At 46.2% G+C, this 20,268-nt stretch carries 23 protein-coding genes; 6 read left to right on the top strand and 17 right to left on the bottom strand.

Annotated elements, in window-relative coordinates:
* Window positions 1–234 precede the first annotated feature (234 nt).
* Complete coding sequence (ctrA, locus tag MF542_RS04685) at window positions 235–936, top strand: response regulator transcription factor CtrA (RefSeq protein ID WP_247016461.1); 702 nt, start codon at window positions 235–237, stop codon at window positions 934–936.
* Window positions 937–1,013: 77 nt separating this feature from the next.
* On the opposite strand, the gene MF542_RS04690 is transcribed toward ctrA, so the two are convergent.
* The 6 genes from MF542_RS04690 to MF542_RS04715 all read right to left on the bottom strand — a co-directional run bounded on the left by MF542_RS04690 (window position 1,014) and on the right by MF542_RS04715 (window position 7,917).
* Complete coding sequence (locus MF542_RS04690) at window positions 1,014–1,856, bottom strand: CheR family methyltransferase (RefSeq protein ID WP_247016463.1); 843 nt, start codon at window positions 1,854–1,856, stop codon at window positions 1,014–1,016.
* Window positions 1,856–3,070: a protein-glutamate methylesterase/protein-glutamine glutaminase gene (locus MF542_RS04695; RefSeq protein ID WP_281501559.1), complete on the bottom strand. Its 1,215-nt coding sequence runs from the start codon at window positions 3,068–3,070 to the stop codon at window positions 1,856–1,858. Before MF542_RS04695 ends, MF542_RS04690 begins: the two co-directional genes overlap by 1 nt.
* 73 nt (window positions 3,071–3,143) lie before the next feature.
* Window positions 3,144–3,509 (bottom strand): response regulator, encoded by a 366-nt coding sequence (locus tag MF542_RS04700; RefSeq protein WP_247016466.1) that lies wholly within the window; start codon window positions 3,507–3,509, stop codon window positions 3,144–3,146.
* A 53-nt stretch (window positions 3,510–3,562) separates the two neighbouring features.
* A complete protein-coding gene (locus MF542_RS04705) occupies window positions 3,563–4,054 on the bottom strand; it encodes a chemotaxis protein CheW (protein ID WP_247016468.1) in 492 nt (163 codons plus the stop codon).
* On the bottom strand, window positions 4,051–7,149 hold the full coding sequence (locus MF542_RS04710) for a hybrid sensor histidine kinase/response regulator (RefSeq protein WP_247016470.1): 3,099 nt from the start codon (window positions 7,147–7,149) through the stop codon (window positions 4,051–4,053). Before MF542_RS04710 ends, MF542_RS04705 begins: the two co-directional genes overlap by 4 nt.
* 129 nt (window positions 7,150–7,278) lie before the next feature.
* The gene (locus MF542_RS04715; RefSeq protein ID WP_247016472.1) at window positions 7,279–7,917 is read right to left on the bottom strand and encodes a histidine phosphotransferase family protein; all 639 of its coding nucleotides are present in this window, start codon (window positions 7,915–7,917) and stop codon (window positions 7,279–7,281) included.
* Window positions 7,918–8,073: 156 nt separating this feature from the next.
* On the opposite strand from MF542_RS04715, the gene cysQ reads away from it, so the two are divergent.
* From cysQ to MF542_RS04730, 3 genes are all read left to right on the top strand, one after another.
* The gene (gene cysQ / locus MF542_RS04720; RefSeq protein ID WP_247016474.1) at window positions 8,074–8,880 is read left to right on the top strand and encodes a 3'(2'),5'-bisphosphate nucleotidase CysQ; all 807 of its coding nucleotides are present in this window, start codon (window positions 8,074–8,076) and stop codon (window positions 8,878–8,880) included.
* A gap of 81 nt (window positions 8,881–8,961) precedes the next feature.
* Entirely contained in the window at window positions 8,962–9,660 is a 699-nt protein-coding gene (locus MF542_RS04725) for a substrate-binding periplasmic protein (RefSeq protein ID WP_247016476.1), read from the top strand.
* Window positions 9,661–9,726: 66 nt separating this feature from the next.
* Window positions 9,727–10,440, top strand: a complete 714-nt coding sequence (locus MF542_RS04730; protein ID WP_247016478.1) for a substrate-binding periplasmic protein — start codon at window positions 9,727–9,729, stop codon at window positions 10,438–10,440.
* A 27-nt stretch (window positions 10,441–10,467) separates the two neighbouring features.
* Here MF542_RS04730 and tolB read toward each other — a convergent pair whose 3' ends face one another.
* The 9 genes from tolB to MF542_RS04780 are packed head-to-tail and all read right to left on the bottom strand — an operon-like array spanning window position 10,468 to window position 17,368.
* Entirely contained in the window at window positions 10,468–11,835 is a 1,368-nt protein-coding gene (gene tolB, locus MF542_RS04735; RefSeq protein WP_247016480.1) for a Tol-Pal system beta propeller repeat protein TolB, read from the bottom strand.
* 8 nt (window positions 11,836–11,843) lie between these two features.
* A complete protein-coding gene (locus MF542_RS04740; RefSeq protein WP_247016482.1) occupies window positions 11,844–12,719 on the bottom strand; it encodes a hypothetical protein in 876 nt (291 codons plus the stop codon).
* An 18-nt stretch (window positions 12,720–12,737) separates the two neighbouring features.
* Entirely contained in the window at window positions 12,738–13,172 is a 435-nt protein-coding gene (tolR, locus tag MF542_RS04745; protein WP_247016484.1) for a protein TolR, read from the bottom strand.
* Window position 13,173: 1 nt separating this feature from the next.
* On the bottom strand, window positions 13,174–13,896 hold the full coding sequence (gene tolQ, locus MF542_RS04750) for a protein TolQ (RefSeq protein WP_247016486.1): 723 nt from the start codon (window positions 13,894–13,896) through the stop codon (window positions 13,174–13,176).
* 39 nt (window positions 13,897–13,935) lie between these two features.
* Complete coding sequence (locus MF542_RS04755) at window positions 13,936–14,418, bottom strand: hotdog domain-containing protein (protein ID WP_343264846.1); 483 nt, start codon at window positions 14,416–14,418, stop codon at window positions 13,936–13,938.
* On the bottom strand, window positions 14,418–15,464 hold the full coding sequence (gene ruvB / locus MF542_RS04765) for a Holliday junction branch migration DNA helicase RuvB (protein WP_247016488.1): 1,047 nt from the start codon (window positions 15,462–15,464) through the stop codon (window positions 14,418–14,420). Before ruvB ends, MF542_RS04755 begins: the two co-directional genes overlap by 1 nt.
* Complete coding sequence (gene ruvA / locus MF542_RS04770) at window positions 15,461–16,087, bottom strand: Holliday junction branch migration protein RuvA (protein WP_247016490.1); 627 nt, start codon at window positions 16,085–16,087, stop codon at window positions 15,461–15,463. Before ruvA ends, ruvB begins: the two co-directional genes overlap by 4 nt.
* A complete protein-coding gene (gene ruvC / locus MF542_RS04775; RefSeq protein WP_247016492.1) occupies window positions 16,084–16,581 on the bottom strand; it encodes a crossover junction endodeoxyribonuclease RuvC in 498 nt (165 codons plus the stop codon). Before ruvC ends, ruvA begins: the two co-directional genes overlap by 4 nt.
* A gap of 37 nt (window positions 16,582–16,618) precedes the next feature.
* Window positions 16,619–17,368, bottom strand: coding sequence for a YebC/PmpR family DNA-binding transcriptional regulator (locus tag MF542_RS04780; RefSeq protein WP_247016494.1), 750 nt, complete (start codon window positions 17,366–17,368; stop codon window positions 16,619–16,621).
* Window positions 17,369–17,544: 176 nt separating this feature from the next.
* Here MF542_RS04780 and MF542_RS04785 point away from each other — a divergent pair, with 176 nt between their 5' ends.
* The gene (locus MF542_RS04785; RefSeq protein WP_247016496.1) at window positions 17,545–17,985 is read left to right on the top strand and encodes a GFA family protein; all 441 of its coding nucleotides are present in this window, start codon (window positions 17,545–17,547) and stop codon (window positions 17,983–17,985) included.
* 91 nt (window positions 17,986–18,076) lie between these two features.
* The gene (locus MF542_RS04790; RefSeq protein ID WP_247016498.1) at window positions 18,077–18,832 is read left to right on the top strand and encodes a c-type cytochrome; all 756 of its coding nucleotides are present in this window, start codon (window positions 18,077–18,079) and stop codon (window positions 18,830–18,832) included.
* Window positions 18,833–18,849: 17 nt separating this feature from the next.
* Here the strand turns inward: MF542_RS04790 and MF542_RS04795 are convergent, their stop codons facing one another.
* On the bottom strand, window positions 18,850–19,209 hold the full coding sequence (locus MF542_RS04795; RefSeq protein WP_247016500.1) for a hypothetical protein: 360 nt from the start codon (window positions 19,207–19,209) through the stop codon (window positions 18,850–18,852).
* Window positions 19,209–20,264 (bottom strand): Kelch repeat-containing protein, encoded by a 1,056-nt coding sequence (locus MF542_RS04800; RefSeq protein ID WP_247016502.1) that lies wholly within the window; start codon window positions 20,262–20,264, stop codon window positions 19,209–19,211. The genes MF542_RS04795 and MF542_RS04800 overlap by 1 nt, the downstream gene beginning before the upstream one ends.
* Between the last annotated feature and the right edge of the window lie 4 nt (window positions 20,265–20,268).

A 20,268-nucleotide genomic window follows, 5' to 3' on the forward strand; every position in this document is an offset into this window, starting at 1 on the left:
ACCCAGAGCTCATATAATCTTACAAACGGTTTAAATAATAGTAAAAACAGTAAGGTTAATAATCAAATCAATCTCAGCAATTTAATTTTTATTGGACATATCGTTAACCTTCGTTAACAATAATAAAGCAAGCACGCGTTACTGCTGGCCAAATAAAAGCATAGGGAAGATAAAGAATAGACAGCTTGAGGAACGTTTTGTCTATCTTTGTCGCAAACCTTTAGGGGAAATAATATGCGTGTTCTATTGATTGAAGACGATCCTACGATGACCCGCAGCATTGAATTGATGCTGAACTCAGAAGGTTTTAACGTATACAGCACTGATCTCGGGGAAGAAGGCCTCGATCTGGGCAAGTTATACGATTACGATATTATTTTACTGGATTTAAACCTTCCAGATATGCACGGGTATGATGTTCTTAAAAAACTTCGCACAGCGAAGGTGAATACTCCTATTCTCATTTTGTCAGGCCTGACAGAAATGGAAAATAAGGTGAAAGGTCTTGGCTTTGGTGCCGATGACTATATGACTAAGCCTTTCCATAAAGAGGAATTAGTTGCACGTATCCATGCGATTGTACGCCGCTCTAAAGGTCATTCACAGTCTATTATCAAGACAGGTAAGCTAGCTGTTAACCTTGATACCAAGACAGTGGAAATCGGCTCTCAGCGCGTCCATCTTACTGGTAAAGAATACGCGATGCTTGAGCTTCTCTCCTTGAGAAAGGGCAGTACGTTAACCAAAGAGATGTTCTTAAACCATCTTTACGGCGGCATTGACGAGCCTGAGCTGAAAATTATTGATGTATTCATCTGTAAGCTCCGTAAAAAGCTAGCAGCAGCTTCTGAAGGCGACAACTATATCGAAACTGTTTGGGGACGTGGATATGTTCTTCGTAACCCTGAAAATGAAGTAGATGCAGCCGCAGGATAAGGCTGGCACATACAGGTAAAAGAAAAGCGGCATTTAAGCCGCTTTTTTTGTATCTATTCCTGAAAAGGTTGGATTTTCTAACCCAATCCCATCAGCTGTTCTGCTGTACCATCTGACGGAACATACATTCCTCGCTGGCCTTTAACAGGTTTGAAAGAGTCTGTAATACCCAGAACGGTTTCTGCAGCACCAAGGAACAAGGTTCCATCGCTCGCCAAAACTTTACGCATACGGTCAAGCACTTGGCCTTTGGTTTTCTGATCAAAGTAAATCAATACGTTACGACAATAAATCACATCAAACGTACCCAGTGCTGCAAAGTTATCAAGCAAGTTAAATGGGCGGAATTTCACCATATTGCGAATATCATCGCTCAGTTGCCAAACATCGCCTTCCTGCGTGAAATATTTGATAAGCAGCTGAATTGGTAAACCACGCTGAACTTCAAATTGGCTATATTTGCCGGCCTTAGCCTTTTCAAGAACCTGCGTACAAATATCTGTACCAACAATTTCGATATTCCAATTGCTATACTTAATACCTGCCTCTTTTAACAAGATCGCAAGCGAATACGGCTCCTGCCCTGTTGAAGCAGCAGCACACCAAATGCGTAAACGTTTCTGTGTACCACGTGCCTTTTCCATTGCTGGCAACACATGGTTTTTGAAAAGATCAAACGGTGTGTTGTCACGGAAGAAGAACGATTCATTTGTGGTCATCGCTTCCGTCACATCTTTCAACAGCGTCTGATCTGTCTTCATCCGTAATTTCTGCACCAGTGCATCAAGTGTATCTAGGCCTCGTTTCCGCGCAAGCGGTGTAAGCCTACTTTCAAGGAGATACACCTTATCCGGTGTCAGCATCAGGCCTGACCGCTCTTTCAGAGTCCCTGCGAGAAAGTCAAAATCAGCTGTATTCACTAGTGTCCTCCTTGCAACCGCTTCACAGTCGCGTCGCCCAAATCATCAATAGACAGCACCTCAGTACAAAGCCCTGCTGTCGCTACGGCGCCTGGCATACCCCACACCACGCTGGACGCTTCATCTTGTGCCAAGAGCGTACCCCCCGCTCTCACCAAATCTCTGGCCCCTTTTAGACCATCGTGCCCCATGCCGGTTAAAATAACGGCAAGTGTAGCACCACCATATAGTTTACTCGCACTTCTAAAGAGCGGATCAACCGCTGGCTTGCAGAAATTTTCTGGTGGATCATCCGTTAACCGAACAATTTTTTTACCATTTTCTTCTGCCACTTCCATGTGCTTACCGCCGGGAGCGACATAAATATTACCGCCTATCAACTCTAAACCATCAACTGCTTCCTGCGAAGGCCATCCAGTTGTCTGCCCGAGGTGATCTGCAAGAATAGCCGTAAAAGTTGCCGGCATATGCTGGGTAATCAGGATAGGTACATTTGGTTGCTTATCCTTAAATTGCCCAAAAAACTTCATCAGCGCCTGTGGTCCACCCGTTGAAGATCCAACAAGAAGAGCTTGTGGTTTCTTCGGAATACCCATCTGCTTACGCAGTGTAAACGCTGTGCCACCAGTTTGCGGCGCAGCGGCTGCTTCAGGCTTTACAGCGCGTGTCACCACAGGAGTAGGCTTTGGTCTAGTTGGCGCTGCTACAAAGCCTGTAGGTTTTGCTTTTACTTCAGGTTTCGCGAAAGCTACGTTTTCACGAGCTGTTGCAGGCCCTGTCGCTGCTTTTGCAGATACAGGCAATGCCTCACCACGCTTGGAACGTCTACGCCCCGCCCATGCTTTAACTTTATCCACTAACTCACGGCGGAAATCGATATTAGCATTCACTGAACGTGCTGTTTCCGGCTTCGGAACATAATCCACCGCGCCCATCTGTAGAGCACGCAAACTAATCTCGGCATTCTTACGCGTAAGCGTAGATGCCATAACAACTTTAATATCCGGCACCTTCTCAATTAATTTTGGAAGCGCCGTCATCCCATCCATCTCAGGCATTTCAATATCAAGCACAACCGCTTCGAGATCGTGCTTTTCAATCTGCCGTAGTGCAACAGCGCCATTATTAGCTGTTGTTACCACTTCGATATCTGGGTCTTCTGATAAATACCTACAAAGAAATCCACGAATAATGGCACTATCGTCCACCACCATAACACGGTATGGACCCGGCTCTTTTAAGCTTTCAGATGCCTTGCTCACAATAGAGTGCACTCAATTATCCTGATTAAATCAAACCAACTTGCGAGAATTTAGCCTCGATGATTTCACGATCAAACGGCTTCATAATATACTCGTTGGCACCCGCCTCAATTGCTGTGCGAATGTGTGACATATCGTTCTCTGTTGTACAGAAAACAACAACTGGCTGTTCAATACCATCTTTGGCACGCAGCGTTTTTAAAAACTGCAAACCGTCCATAACCGGCATATTCCAATCAAGAAGAACCACATCAGGCAGGTTACGATCACACGCATCAAGCGCGTCCTGTCCATCAACAGCTTCTTCAATCTCGAAGTTCAGTTCTTCCAGAATGCGCCTTGCGACTTTTCTAATCACTCTGGAATCATCGACAACAAGACAGAGTTTCATATTCAGTATCTCCCAAAATATCCTTTGAAAAGGGGAAACCGCTTCACCTTAGTTTAAGCAGCTTTTCCTTGAGTTTCAAAGGCAAGAAGTTTGTCTACATCCAGAATCGGCAACAATTCCCCCTCCAAACGGTAAATACCGCGGCTCACTTCTCTCCAACGAGGGTCAAGCGTCACCGGATTACGTTCGAAAAGTTGATCATCGAGAGATAATACTTCTCCCACAGAATCAATCTGCAAACTATATGGTTCTTCGTTATGCTCTACCACAACTGACATGCTTTGCTTATCGCCTTCAAGCGGATCAAGCCCCAAGCGGTTACGCAAGTCAATGGCGGTTACAATTCTACCACGCAGGTTCAACACACCAGAAACCCATTTAGGGGCCAGTGGGATCTTGGTAATTTTCTGGGCATTTAGCACATCATGCACAGCAAGAACCGGGATACCCAATGTCTGGCCAGCAAGTTTGATAGTTACAAAATCCTGACTACCAGTGCCAACAGCTACAACACTTAAATCATCACGCACTACGAGATCATTCATGCTGCATCTCCTTTGATTTTAAGTTGCTGTGCTAAACTTCTCAGCAGCGTATCCTTGTCGAATTTCGCTACATAATCATCAAAACCGGCTTCATAGCCCCTGTTGATATCTTTCTCTTTCGCAAGAGACGACAAAGCAACGATTGGAGTATTCGCCCAGCGATCATCAGCCTTAGCTGCCGCAACGAATTCATATCCATTCATATCCGGCATTTCGATATCAGAGATAATCAAATCAAACATCTGACCATCTTCCATCATTTGAAGTGCACCAGCAGCGCTCGAAACAGTAGCAACACTATAACCCGCTACTGTAAGAACAGGTTTCACCATATTACGGAAGAAATCACTATCATCGACAAGAAGCAGTTGCAGGCCACGATTATCCAAACCTTCTTCAACCATCTCGCCAGAACGCATCCAGTCCGAGAATGCTAAGTTCAAATAATAAGATACATCAATAACTTCAGAAGCTTTTCCTGCAATTACTGCAGAACCAACAACACCAGCCTGATTAGAAGCCAGTTTTACATCAAGCTTCTCTTCTACAATATCTTTAATCTCATCAACCGCGAGGCCCATTGTGTATTCACGGTCAGTGAACACAAGAACTGGCTGTCTGCCTTCTTCAAGCAACTCCATATCTGGATTTGCTTTAATAAGAGGCATAAGGTTGCCGCGATACTGAACCATATGGCGACCGTCTGAAATCTCAACATCAGCAGTATCGATTTCCTCTAGTCGAGCAATAAGAGCTAACGGCACAGCTTTAGGGTTACCGCCACCAGCAGTGAACACAAGCATGCTCTCTGTTTCGTCGTATTTAGCTCGTTGTACGGCTTCTTGCTCACCATCAGCATCTTGCTGCTGATCTTGAACACCATTATTCGCAAGAGATGCAACACCGTTCGGATCAAGGATCATAATCACACTACCATCACCGAGAATGGTATTTCCTGAGTAAATATCCAAATCCTTCAGGATAGGCGCAACAGGTTTCACAACAATCTCTTCGGTATCAAACACCTGATCCACAACGATACCAAAAGTGAATGGGCCCACCTGTGTTACAACAATGAAATCATCAGCTTCTTCACGTGCATCAATTTCTTCCCGTGTCATAAAGCCAAGAACTTCATTCAGATACACAAGCGGCAACAAACGGTTTCTCAAACGAAGAACAGGTGCGTTGTTAATGGTCTCGATCTTATGTTCTGAATTATTGCTTGAATTCGCCGAAGCACGCACAAGCTCAAGTACACTGATTTGAGGAATTGCATAACGCTCTTCCTGCGCCTTAACGATAAGGCCAGCAACAATTGCTAGGGTCAGTGGGATTTTGATATCAAACGTTGTACCTTTACCCTCAACCGAGGTCATATCGATGGTACCACCGATTTTCTCAATATTAGAGCGTACCACATCCATCCCTACACCACGGCCGGAAACACTTGTTACCTGCTCCGCTGTAGAGAAACCTGGGTGGAAAATGAATTTCTGGATCTGATTATCTGACATTTCAGCAAGTTCTGCTTCCGTCGCCAGACCTTTTTCCAGAATTTTCTTCGCAAGCTTAGCAACCGGAATACCTGCACCATCATCTTTAATTTCAATGATGATGTGACCGCCTTCATGGAACGCGTTCAAGGTAATCGTACCTTGCTCAGGCTTACCATTTGCCATCCGTACTGCAGGTGTCTCAATACCGTGATCGGCAGAGTTACGAACCATGTGAGTAAGCGGGTCTTTGATAAGTTCTAGAACCTGACGATCCAGTTCTGTATCAGCACCGATCATCTCAAGTTCAATTTTCTTATCAAGTTCAACTGTCAGGTCACGTACAATACGCGGCAATTTTGCCCAAGCGTTACCGATTGGCTGCATACGCGTTTTCATCACGTTTTCCTGCAGCTCAGTCGTACACTGGCTGAGGCGCTGAAGCGGTACTGCAAGCTCTGTATTATCCAAATTACGTGTAATCTGCAGAAGCTGGTTACGGGTCAGAACAAGTTCTGAAACCATATTCATCAAATCTTCAAGCAGTTCCACATTCACACGAATAGACTGCGATACCTTCTTCGTCTCTTTTGCAGGGCCTGCAGCACCAGCGGCCGGGCCTGTTTTCTGCTCGGTACCTGCTTTATTTGGGGTGGATTTTGCAACTTCCTTCGAAGCATTCACAACAGCTTCACGAATAAGCTCAAACGTCATCACCGCTTCATCGGCATCATCACTTGATACCTGACATTCAACGAGAGCTTCTTTGACAAGTTTAAGCATCTTATCAAAGTGACCATCACCAAAGCCTGTAACCGTTACCAGTTGACGCCCAATGGTGTCCGCCGCATCAATATCATCCTTAAAGAGAGCCATCATCAGGCCAAGGAACTTCGATTTACGAAGATCAATCGCGACAGCTTCAAAAAACTTCTTAAGCTGATCATCATTTGCGATACGTGTCGCAACCAAATGCGCGGCCACCGCCACACTATCTTCACCACCAACACGATCGTAAAGAGAACCACCAGATGAAGCCGGGGCTGCTGCTTCAGGTTCTGGCGCCGTGTCATCCGCCGTATCTTCAGGGCCCGGTGCATTTGCAAATGCAGCTTCAAGCTCTTCTAGAGATACTTCACCAGGCTTCAGTGCACGCCCAAGTGTTGTATCAACAATCTCGCCATCAACGGTGTCCGGTTCATCTTCTACAGGCTCTGCATCTGCACCTTCAGCAATTGCGTCCAGACGGTTGATCAGATCACTATCATCACCATCAGGCTCTTCTTCCGTTGCCTCAAGGCCAGCTAGAATTTCTTTAATACGGTCCAAACTCTCGAGAATCACCGTTACCGAATGCTCGGAAACTTCAAGTTCACCATCTCGGAATTTGCCTAGTACGTTTTCAGATGCATGCGCCACTGATTCAAGCCTTGGTAGCCCAAGGAAGCCACATGTACCTTTAATTGTGTGCACTAGGCGGAAGATATTATCCAATACTTCCTTGTTGTTAGGATCTTGTTCGAGCTTCACGAGCTCAATATCAACAACATCAATGCTTTCCGCTGTTTCGGTTAGGAATTCATTTAACAGATCATCCATCTCGGTCGCCCCTGCATGGAAAAATACTAAAGTCAGGAATTATGAGGCTGGTTACCAAACAATTCACCATTGCCCCAAATTTGACGAAAAAGGTTAAGAACGTGTAAAATATTACACATTATTTCAGAATTAATTATCTGAAATTATTACGGCTTTCACTTCTAACGTCTCACCATCAATATCATTGATTGTAATTTGCCCATCACATTCCCCTATTATTGTTGCCGCCAGAAAAGCCGGAGCTGTTCTAGGTTCTACTTCTTCTTCAGAAACTTCCCCTAATAAAGCTGCCTTAACACCTTCCTGTAGAATGATCCGGTTCCCCACCCCCGTCATCTTCAGCGTGTATTGATTACTATCCTCGGACACTTCAACACGCAAGCTTCCGCCGCGGATTAATGTTTCAAACGTAGTAAGGCCTAAATTTAACAGCAACTTTACGACGTTTTTCGACAAGCTACGCACAGAAGAATGCCATTCCAATTCGACACGGCTACCGCTGAGCAATGCACGCATAGCTTTTTCAGCCTCAGATACATCCAAGTGCTCAGAAAAACCGCCCGCGGCCCCAAAAGCGAGCCTAAAAAACTGCAGCTTATTTGCTGTTTGTTGAGTGGATTTGGAAATCAAATCAAGAACAGCATCCCGCATACTTGCATCCTGCTCTTCCTCAAGAATTTCAAGCCCATTATTAATTGCCCCCACTGGACTTACCAGATCATGGCAAAGCCGCGAGCATAACAAGGCTGCGAAATCCATTTTAGGCATAAATTATCTCCTGCAGTCGAATAGTATGCATTACTTGTAGCGTTTTAAAAATTGTGCCACTAAATCCACAAATGGCCTTATCTAATAACTCTATAGAAGGATTATTACAGGGCCAAGGGAATATGTCACATAAGAAATATTTGAAGGTCATCCTACATGGAAATGAACGCCTTAATTGAACCTATTCTAACCACTATTCTTCAAGCTGGCGATGTGGTGATGGATGTATATCACTCGGACTTCGAGGTTTACGGCAAGGCCGATCAATCTCCCGTTACTGAGGCGGACCGCAAAGGTGAGGAAATAATAACCACGGCTCTGCAGACGATAGCTCCTGATATCCCTATTGTTGGTGAAGAAGCAAAATCTGAAGGGCAATGCCCTGACATTTCAAACGGCACCTTCTGGTTGGTAGACCCTTTGGACGGTACAAAAGAGTTCATTAAAAAGGGATCAGATTTTACTGTTAATATCGGATTAATTAAAGACGGCACCCCCATCATGGGCTTTGTATTGGCGCCTGCTATGAACAAATGTTACTGGGGCCTTGTAGGTGAAGGTGCATGGATCGCAGATGCCTTAGATGGCAAACTTGTTAATAAACAAGCAATTTCGACCCGCACCGCAGATAAAGACAACCTCGTTATTGTTGCCAGTAAATCCCATAGGTCTCCAGAATTAGAAGCATATCTGGAACATTTCCCCGGTGCAGAAAACGTTTCTATTGGGTCGAGCTTGAAATTATGCCTCCTGGCGACAGGTGAAGCCGATTTATATCCGCGCCTTGGGCCAACATGCGAATGGGATACGGCAGCGGCTCATGCCGTACTATTGGCAGCAGGCGGACACGTTGAAATTTCAGACGGGTCACCCCTTACGTACGCGAAAGACCTCAAAACCTTCCTTAATCCTTGGTTTTTGTGTCGTGGCGATATTAAATTTCCAGTTCCCAAACTCAAATAACGATAGCTAAAAGAAACAGGAAACTTTGTTAACCATTCTGTAGAATAATATTTATGAATATTTTCACGTTTGGGTTCGAAGATGAGTTTCCTGTTATCATTCGCCGGTGCTGCTCTTTTGCAGGCAACACCTATATCGATGGATGAGCAACTTCATTTAATTACTGAAGAAAATTATCCCTTCACATATACGGATCAAACAACAGGCAAAGTAACCGGTACTGTGTCTGAAATCATTTTCTCTCTTATGAAGAAGGCTGATATCCAATACACCCTCGCGGTGATGCCTCATAAACGAGGTAAAAGAGAGGCCTTAAAGAAAAACCACTGCATCTTTGCTTTTAACGAAACCTCAGAACGGTTACCGCATTACACTTGGGTTGGCCCAATTCTTATTGGCGGCTGGGCTTTTTACACCAGATCAGAAAATTTGATCACGGCAAAGTCTCTTGACGACCTTCGACAATATAAAATCGCTGCTACAGATGGTACCGCCAACACATCTACACTAAAGAAGTTAGGCGGTTTCGATATGGTACTTACACCTACAGACGATGTAGCGCTGAACATGCTTGTTAAGGGACGCGTTGATATTATGTCTGGCGGTGTGATTGATGTAACCAGTACAGTGAGAAAACAGGAACTCCCTGAGCCGAAAATGATCTACTACTGGCGTAAAGCTATATTGAGCATGGGCTGCGGAAGAGAAACTGATCCCACAACCATTGAACGGCTGAATACACTCAACTCTCAAAGAATAGATTATCAGCCTAGAGACTAGTTTCCTGTTGACCAAGTACACATCTAACGTCACTCTTTACCAAAGGCTTATTATATAGGGGTGAGTATGTCTTTTGTTTCCTTAATCTCAGCTGGACTGATGTTATTAACCGACAACACTCATCCTACTCTTCAGTTAGTAACAGAAGAAAATCATCCATATAGTTATACAGATAAAGAAACCGGCGAGTTAATTGGCGCATCTGTCGAAATGATTCAGCTTCTCATGAAAAATGCAGATGTTAGTTACAGCCTTATGGTTCTTCCAAGAAAACGCGCCTTAAGACTTGCGGAAGAAAACCCGAATGTTTGCATGTTTTCGGTAAATAAAACACCAGCCCGATTAAACCGCTTTGAATGGGTAGGCCCGCTCGTTGAAGGTGGCTGGGGGTTCTTTTCAAAACCCGGAAGCACATACAACATTAAGTCGCTTCAAGATTTAAAGAATTATACAGTAACAGGGACAGACGGCACAGCCAGTATAGAAATGCTCCGTAACAATAGTGATGCTAAGATCATCACCTCAAATTCAGATGAAGGCGCTATTGCCATGCTTTACCACGGCAGAGCCGATTTCCTATTAACGGGTGTTATCGAAATCAAACCCACCACTAAGTCTCTGGGCTATGAAGAGCCTCAATTAAGCTACCTTTGGCGTAAATCACATCTGGCTCTTGCGTGTGCCAAAGGAACAGATAAAACAATCATCAAACGGTTAAATGATGAAAACACCAAGATAGCAACAGAGCGCTTCAATATTCTTCAAAAACATCTGCAATAAAAAACGGCGCACAAGGCGCCGTTTCTTTTATCTACCACGCTGTGTTACTGGCAGTGGCGGAGACCAAGCAGGATCACTGGAATCGTAAGGTGTGTTTACCCTGCGCTCATTATGCCCGGTAAGGTCTACTGACCACAAGCTCGGCTTACCGCCTTCTGGAGTACCGTCAAACGGTGTTGTACGGAAGAACATCAACACACGGCCATTTGGCGACCAAGTCGGCCCTTCATCCTGGTATGCATCTGTCAACAACCGTTCGGCATTACCGTCCGGGCGCATCACGCCAATACGAAACTTACGCTGGCCAATTTTTGTGAACGCGATCAAATCACCACGCGGGGACCACACAGGTGTAGAATAACGACCGTTACCGAACGAGATACGGTGAACATTAGAACCATCTGCGTCCATTACATAAAGCTGCTGGCTACCGCCACGGTCAGAGTTAAACACGATTTTGCGGCCATCCGGCGAATACGAAGGCGATGTATCAATACCAGGGTTATCTGTAAGACGCGTTACTTTGCGAGTACGTAAATCCATCACATAAATGTCTGAATTACCGTTCCGCGCAAGGGTCATAATCACCTTATTGCCATCCGGTGAAAAGCGAGGAGCAAATGTCATTCCAGGGAAATCACCCAGCACTTCAAAACGGTTCGATAGAATATTAAACAGATAAACCCGTGGGTTATCATTATAGTAACTCAGGAACGTAATTTCCTGGCGGTTCGGGCTGAAACGCGGTGTAAGAACCAGATAACTACCATCAGTAAGAAGCTGTTGGTTTGCACCATCTTGGTCCATGATAGCCAAACGCTTTTTACGCTCAGTAGCACCACCCTGTTCCGCGATATAAACAATGCGCGTATCAAAATAACCATCTTCACCAGTAAGGCGCGTATATATACGGTCAGAAATCACATGTGCAATCCGGCGCCAATTAGAGACAGGTGTATTATAACCAACACCCTCCATTTGAAGCTCGGCTACAACATCCCAAAGACGGAATTCGACACGAAGATTACCATTTGGAAGAATTTCGATACGCCCAGTTACCAAACCTTGAACTGCAAGCGGGCGCCAAGATGCAAAACTGGGAAGCTCTCGCGCCGCAGTAATTCTTTCAATGAAAGCACTTTCAGGTACAGCCCTGAATAGGCCAGTAGATACAAGATTGTTCGTAATAACCTCGCTAATACTTGCACCAATTTCTGATAAACGACCAGCTGGCGTTTCAACATCAGTTACCGGAGCGAAGTCGGGTACTGCAATCGGCACAGGATCGCGAGTGGCGCCGGTTACATCAACTTGCAACTGGGCATGTGCCGCGACAGTACCGAGCACGGCAATCACGAATAAACCGATAATCTTACGAACGGCAGCAAGTGACATGATACTTGTTATCCCCCGGCGAACTCAGCGCCATCAAAATTAAAATCAATTGTGTTTTCGCCCAAATCGAACAGTGACTTGGCAACATCCGAATATGGTGCACAGTTAAGCACAGCACGACGTGCGCTTTCAACAAACACTCGGTAAAAACCTTGGTTCATATCGCCCGATTGAACAATCTCGGGTTGACGACGCAGACTTCCATCTTCGCGAAGTGAAATCCGAACTTTTACTTGGAACGTTTCGGCATTTTTAGCACCTGTCGGGAAATTCCAACAACCTGCAAGCTTTTGGCTAAGCGCATCACGAATAGAAGCGGTCGCCAAACGCCCTGCAAGCCCCACAAGAGCGCTAGGCTTTTTCTTCGGCTCGTCCGCTTTCTTTTTTTCTTCCTTCGGCTTATCAGCTTTTTTCGTTACTTCATTCTGTTCCTTGGCAGCTTTATCAAGAAGTGCGCGCTGAATCTTAGAAACCTTAAGCCTTGAAGGTGGTTTAGGCTTAGACCGAGGACGAATAGCACTAGCAAGCTTTCTTGCCTCAGAAAGCTGTGGCTTTGGTTTTGGCTTGGGTTTTGGAGCAACTTTAGGGGGCAGCTTTTCTGGCAGTGGAACAGCATCTGCCGCCTCAGCTTCTTGCACTGCGGACGCCGCAAACTTGCTACGTTCCTGCTCTTGTTCTTGTTCCTGCTGCTTTTCCTGTTCAGGGATCACCTGCTGTGTTTTGGCAGCAATTTTCACAAATTCGATTGCAACAGGCGGGGGGGGCGCAGGTGTAGGCCGGGTAAGATACGGCAAACCCACAAAGGCAAAAGCCACAACACCTACATGCAGCAGAACCGAGATAACCCAGCCAAAAGCCAATCCTGTTGAAGTGTTTGATTTCACGCTTTCTGCCTCGAAACCCTAGTTCTGTTCTGCCACCAATGCCACTCGGGTAAACCCACCAGCATTAATAGCACCAATAACCTGCATTACCTGCCCATAATCAAGCTTGGTATCACCACGCACATAAATGCGCGTTTCCTTATTATTACCAGCAATCGCAGTAAGGCGAGGAACCAGCTCATTCAGGCCGATTTCAGTCTCAACAAGAAATATGGCACCTTCATGATTGATGGTAATTTCAAGAGGTTTATTATCTTGCGGCAATGGCTTGGCTTGTGCCTTCGGTAGATCAACTTGAACACCTGCTGTAAGGAGCGGTGCCGCCACCATGAAAACAATCAGCAGAACAAGCATAACATCCACAAACGGGGTTACGTTAATCTCAGCAAGAGGACGGTAACGCCCTCTCCTACCACCATTGCGGCCACCACCACCTGTAACAGTCGCGCCCATTCTAGTGCCCTCTTTCGTCTAGCTGGCGTGAAAGGATTGCAGCAAACTCATCCGAGAAACCCTCAACACGGCTTGCATAACGGCCAAGGTCTGTGGAAAGCTTGTTATATGCAATTACGGACGGAATAGCTGCCACAAGACCAAGAGCCGTTGCAAGAAGCGCTTCCGCAATACCTGGGGCCACCGTTGCGAGCGAGGTATCAGAAGCCTGCGCAATCGCTGTAAAGCTGTTCATAATACCCCAAACCGTACCGAAAAGGCCTACGAACGGCGCCGCAGAGCCAATGGTTGCCAGATAGCCAACCTGACCTTCAAGGCGGTCCATCTCGCGGCCAGTGGTAACGTGCATAACCTTTGAAATTCGATCCTGTACCGTAATTTTATCCACACCACTATGAGGCGCACTTAAGCTGCGCTGCCATTCGCGCATAGCTGCTACAAACACAGCTGCAAGCGGATGTGTTGGCGCCGCCTTCATACGGGCATAGAGCTCATCAAGACTACTGCCCGACCAGAAAGTTTCTTCAAAACTATCTGCTTTCGCACGAGCTTCTTTTACACGCTTCCAAGTATTGAAAATGATCGACCATCCCCAAATACTTGATGTAACAAGCAGGATCATAACAGTCTGAACGATAAAATCGGCTTGAAGAAACATACCGATAATGGAAAAATCTGGTGCATTACCACCCAGTTGAACCGCTTCGACGGCTTCATTCTGCATCATACTCTCCCTACACCAGGTTGGTGCAAACTAATCTCTTTAAACATGTCCAGCAGCTTTTGCTGCATCATACCAATCTTTCCAGCAAGCACGTGCTTCTGGGTGCCAGCGTTTGGGACGCCCATCTTCTCCAATAACAGCAACAAGTACTTCTGCTTCCGCAATCACTTCGTCACCGCGTTTGATCCACTGCTTCACTTCAATAGCAGCAGCGCGTACTTTTGTGACCATACTATGACCAATAAGCAGATCATTTAATTTTGATTGAGATTTGTAGCTAATATTGAGGTTGCTTACCACATATGTAAGCGGACCACCTTCTTCATCAGGAATATCAAAAAGGAAATCAACATCAGCCTTCGTACCGCGAATACTTTCTGAACGAACCCGCTCAAAAAAACTCACGTAACGACCGTGATAAGCCATGCCGCCAACATCAGTATCTTCATAATAAACTCTGATTGGAAAGTGAAAAATACCTTCTTTCCACATGCCTTCTGCTGGCACTACCGCATCACTCATCACTTTCCTCCAAGCAGATCAAACTGGCTGCCGCCTTCTTTTGTCGGAGGCGGTGTTAACCCCATATGACGCCAGCCATCAGGCGAGAGCATACGACCACGCGGCGTACGCTGCACGAGGCCAATCTGCATCAAATAAGGTTCAATAATATCTTCAATCGCATCTCGAGGTTCCGAGAGCGCTGCTGCCAGAGTTTCAACACCAACCGGTCCGCCCATATATGTCTCACCGATGCAGGAAAGATATCTTCGGTCCATGGTATCAAGGCCGATATTATCCACTTGAAGACGGGTAAGTGCCGCATCTGCTGCTACTGCATCCACTTCTTCTCTTTCGGCAACAAGAGCGAAATCGCGCACTCGGCGCAACAAACGACCTGCAATACGCGGCGTACCACGGGAGCGTGCAGCTACCTCACGTGCACCATCTTCTGTCATCTTTAAATCAAGCAGCCTCGCACCACGTGTTACCACTTCAGTCAGCTCTTCAACTTTATAGAATTCAAGCCTTGTTGGGATACCGAAACGGTCCCGGAGTGGTTTGGTTATAAGGCCGGAACGCGTTGTAGCACCCACAAGAGTGAAACGCGGCAGGTCAATCTTCACAGAACGAGCAGCCGGACCTTCACCAATAATCAGATCAAGTTGGAAATCCTCCATCGCGGGATAGAGCACTTCTTCAACAGCCGGGTTTAATCGGTGGATCTCATCAATAAATAGAACATCACGCTCCTGCATATTGGTAAGAAGCGCCGCCAAGTCACCTGCTTTTGAAATCACTGGCCCTGACGTGGCACGGAAATTTACACCGAGTTCACGAGCAACAATCTGCGCCAAGGTGGTTTTACCAAGACCAGGAGGGCCAAAGAACAGCACATGATCCATGGCTTCACCACGTGCACGGGCTGCCTCAATAAATACAGAAAGATTTTCTCGCGCTTCTTTCTGACCAATAAAATCATCAAGCGCTTGTGGGCGAAGACCAGCATCAATAACGTCTCCACCGCTTTCAGTGCCGCTTACAATTCTGTCCTGCTCGTCGGTCATAGAATGCTACTCAATTCTTTAAGGGCCGCAGGTACAAGCGTTCCAACATCAGCATCTTCCCCAAGTTCATTTATCACACGCGCAACGGCACCGTGTGCATCCGTTGGTTTGTAGCCAAGATTAACAAGCGCTGATACAGCATCTTCAAGGGCACCAGCATTTGCTGGTGCTGCTGGCGCACCGCCCGCAGGCATTTGCACACCGGGCTTCTGGAACACAAGGCCGGTAACTTTATCTTTCAGCTCGGTTACAATACGTGTTGCCACCTTGGGGCCGACACCCTTCGCACGTGCAACAGCAGTTTTATCCTGTGCGGCAATCGCATTCTGAAGTTCATTTGGTTGAAGTGCAGAAAGTATAGCTAGCCCTACCTTAGCACCTACACCTTGCACACTTGTGAGAAGTCGGAACATATCACGCTCGGCAACATCAACGAAACCAAAGAGCGTAATGGCATCTTCCCTCACCACTGTTTCAATATGCAAGCCACAAGCTTCACCAGCGCGCGGCATTTCGTTCAGTGTTCGCATACTTGCATGCACCAAATAACCAACACCATTCACATCAATGATGGCCCAATCTTCACCAGCGCTATCAACAAAGCCTTTTAATTTCGCGATCACCGACCCAATACTCCCATATTCTGCATACTTACCATATGATGCGCATGACAGATTGCAACTGCCAAAGCATCGGCCGCATCAGGGCCATTAATGGTTATCCCGGGCAAAAGAACCTGTACCATGGCATCCACCTGCTCTTTAGCGGCATGCCCAACACCCACAACAGACTTTTTTACGTGGTTTGGTGTATATTCGGCCACGCTAATACCAGCCATGGAAGGCACAAGGAGCGCTATACCACGAGCTTGGCCCAGCTTCAGCGTACTGGTCGGATTTTTATTAACAAAGGTTTCTTCCACCGCGCAGCTTGCTGGTTGCCATTCGGCAATCACTTCAGTTATGCCGTCATGAAGTTCCACAAGTCGTTCTGCGAGGGATTTTTTCGGAGAAGATTTCACCACACCGTTAGCGATGTGCGTGAGGCGGGTACCGCGGCTTTCCACAATACCCCACCCTGTTTTTTGCAAGCCTGGATCAAGCCCTAAAAGACGCATGAATTTAGCGCTCCTCCCCAGAGCTTATTTCAAGTGATTAACCAGCGAGTTCTTCAAGAACCTCAGCCGGAATATCATAGTTACCGAACACAACCTGAACATCATCGTTATCTTCGAGGTTATCGATTAGGCGCATCAGTTTCTCAGCACCATCTTTATCCAGTGTCATTGGCTCTTTTGGCTTCCAGATAAGCTTCGCACCTTCTGGCTCCTTGCCAAGAGCTTCGGTAAGTGCAGCTACAACGGCATGAAGATCTGATGCTTCTGTGTAGATCGCGTGACCATCATCATCAGATTCAACTTCGTCTGCACCTGCTTCAAGTGCCGCTTCAAACATGTCATCCGCTTCAGCGGCATCTGCCGGGAAGTTAATTTCCCCAACACGGTCGAACATAAAACCAACAGAGCCACTTTCACCAAGATTACCACCAGCTTTACCAAAAATTGTACGAACATCTGACGCTGTACGGTTACGGTTATCTGTTAGTGTTTCAACGATAACACCAACACCGCCCGGGCCGTAGCCTTCATAGCGCATTTCCTCGTAGTTCTCGGCATCACCACCAGCAGCTTTTTGAATAGCACGCTCGATGTTATCTTTTGGCATAGACTGTCCGCGTGCTGTTGCAACAGCAAGACGAAGGCGTGGGTTACTATCCATTTCAGGACCGCCCATTTTGGCAGCAACGGTGATTTCACGGCTCAGCTTGGAGAAAACTTTTGAACGCTTTTTATCCTGAGCGCCCTTGCGGTGCATGATGTTTTTAAATTTGGAATGGCCAGCCATGGTTATCCTCTGTACCTAAATTCTGTAGAATTTCTTGCGCCGCACAGCAGAAGGCGGCGGCAGTTGGCCCTTTATTACCATTTTTTCCGCGCTTGAACAGGGCAAATATTAGCCTTGAGCATTCATGAAAGCCTGATTAAGCTTATTTCCACAAAAAACAGGTTAGGAAGTAGCTTATGGCAACGATGATTGGTGGCTGTTACTGCGGTAACATTACCGTAAAGCTGGAAACAGAAACACCGGCATCTGAAATGACCCCACGGGCGTGTGATTGTGATTTTTGCACGATCCACGGTGCTGAGTGGATTTCAACACCAGAAGCTAACCTTGAAATTGAAGTACAAAACGAAGCTGCTATTAACCTGTTCTCCCAAGGAAGTGAAAACGCACGCTTCTGGCTATGTCAGCGATGCGGGGTTGTGCCCGCTGTTACCTGCGACATGGGTGATCACAGAATTGGTGCACTAAATAAACGCGCCATGCTCGATTTAAAGAAATTTCCCGCCACAGAACCTGTTAGCCCCAAGAACCTGCCACCAGAAGAAAAGAAAGCCCGCTGGGAAGGCCGCTGGATACAGAATGTGACTGTAAAAGATTGCTGGGATGTCGGTCTTTAATCCTATCTAAAATTGAGATAAGTCAAAGAAACACTGTAAATATCTTCTTATAAAGTCATGAGGGGTCGAGCTAGCATAGTGAGGTATGCCGGTGAAATCACGTTGGGTAGTGTTTCTAATTGCACTTAGCCTGTTATCAGGCGCGGTGAATAGTTCCGATAAAGCTGAAAAACTATACAGACAGTGCCTGAACTGTCATAAATCAAATGACCCTCGACAATACGCAACTGCCCCCTCTCTGGAAGGTATAATCGGCCGAGATATCGCAAGTATTAAGGGGTTTGACTATAGCAAGCGCCTGTTATCCGAAGAAGGTGTATGGACAGCGGAGAAACTGAATACATTCCTCACTCGCCCTGGTAAAGCACAGCCTGGTACGAAAATGCATTTTCGTGGTTTCAGAAACCCTCGTGACCGAGAGGTTCTTATCGCATGGCTCGCAGGAGAAGAGATTTCTGATCTGGAAAACTCAGAAACTTTATCTGAAGCAGAACTCTTCAGGCCGTGTAAAGTTTGCCATAGCTATCAACCCAACGCACCCGCCAAGATTGCCCCCAATCTATATGGCATATACGGAAGGAAAATCGCCTCCTTCCCGAACTTCCAATACAGCGAACAGCTTCTCGCATGGGAAGGTGTATGGAATGACGACACTCTCAACGCTTTCTTCGTAGAGTTTAAAGGGCTGCGCCAAGGCAGCCATGCCGCCTTCAGGGCTTTAACCAAAGAAGAAGACCGAACAAGACTTATCGGCTTCCTTAAAGGTATTTCGCCTCAGGTATTCGAGAAAAATCAGGAAGATTACTTACAGCCTGACATCATGGAAACAGCACCAGAAACACGCTAAATCTTCTCAAGTACTCATTAGTCAACGAATACGCCATCAAATCCGGCACCTGATTCATAAAACTCGGACTTCTTAACTTCGCCTTTGTTCGAAGTATTCCCATTTATTCGCTCAAACAGCAAATTTAACAACGCCCCACGAGCGCCCTTGTAAGATAAATCATTTCGTTGCTCTGAGTTAAGCCTATTAAAGTCGTCCTCGTTTAAATAACGCGCATAAGCTAGGTAGTGATACTTTGATGACAACTTAATTTTCTTCAATACATCATCTACAACACACAAACTATAGGTCGGACCGACATCTCCAGCTTGGGTTAGTTTTTTGTATAGAGAAGCTACCTTTTTAGCCGCTCTCCGTTCAAAATATCGCTTAAGCATTATTCGCAAACACCTGTCATAAAATTAACAGCACCAGAAACACGCTGATCCTTATAAAGGCCGCCAATGGTAAGCCAGTCATCTTGCCAGCGAAGTAGACCACGGTGATCCATAGTGGGTGTAACTTTATCTTCAAGAGCTACCCAATTATCTCGGTTAAAGTCCCATGCAAACACATGTGCTTTCGGTGTAGCTGGCGTACCGTCATATCCGATGCCTGAATAATTATAGGCCGTAGGAGTGCCCCCCGCGAACAAGATGCGGTTGCCTTCTCTATCACCCTCTCCCGCCATGCGGTAATGCCCTCGGCCTGGAAGTTGCGGTAGGCGTCTATATGTAATTTTTGTTGGATTAGCAGGATCAATGGTTCCCATCCAACCTTCATTCACAGTATCAAATTTGCGGCGACCCTTTTCATCCCTGCCAACAACAGCGACACCGTCCGCAATCACAAACCGGTTTCCAACAATACCGCCCGCATGCCCGAACACTGGCGTACCTGGATAATCTGTCGCTTTGAACCAGCGCTTATCCTTTATGTCATACACTTGCACATCACGAATATTGCCTACGTCGTGCCAACCAGAAACTAAGTATATATAACGGTTCTGATAAACAAAGCTTACCGCATCATCTGTTGGCACCGGCATATCTGGAATGCGGACATATGTACGGTCATAGGGATTATATTCAAAATTCTCAGGCGTGGACTTTTCGCTGCCATCTTCAGCGACCGTATAACCGCCAAAATAGTAGATACGCTCATTCACAAGCTCAGCAGTAGCAGCGAGACGCCCCTCTTCAACAGGTAAATCAGGCAGTCGCTCCCAACCTTCACGGCCTTCTACAAACATATAAGCTTCTTTGGATGTATCCTGCCAAGTTTTACCTGCTTTGAGGCCAGCGAAAGAAAACAGATGCATTTTGTCGTGCATAACGCCGCCTGCAATCGCATTATTCGCATGTGGCACTGGCATCGGCGGTAAACACTTTTGCTCTGCCTGATCTACTTCGGCAACAGTTAACATCGCCATTCCTGTCATCAATGCAAGCATTACT

The organism is Kordiimonas laminariae, assembly GCF_023008165.1.
Taxonomy (GTDB): domain Bacteria; phylum Pseudomonadota; class Alphaproteobacteria; order Sphingomonadales; family Kordiimonadaceae; genus Kordiimonas; species Kordiimonas laminariae.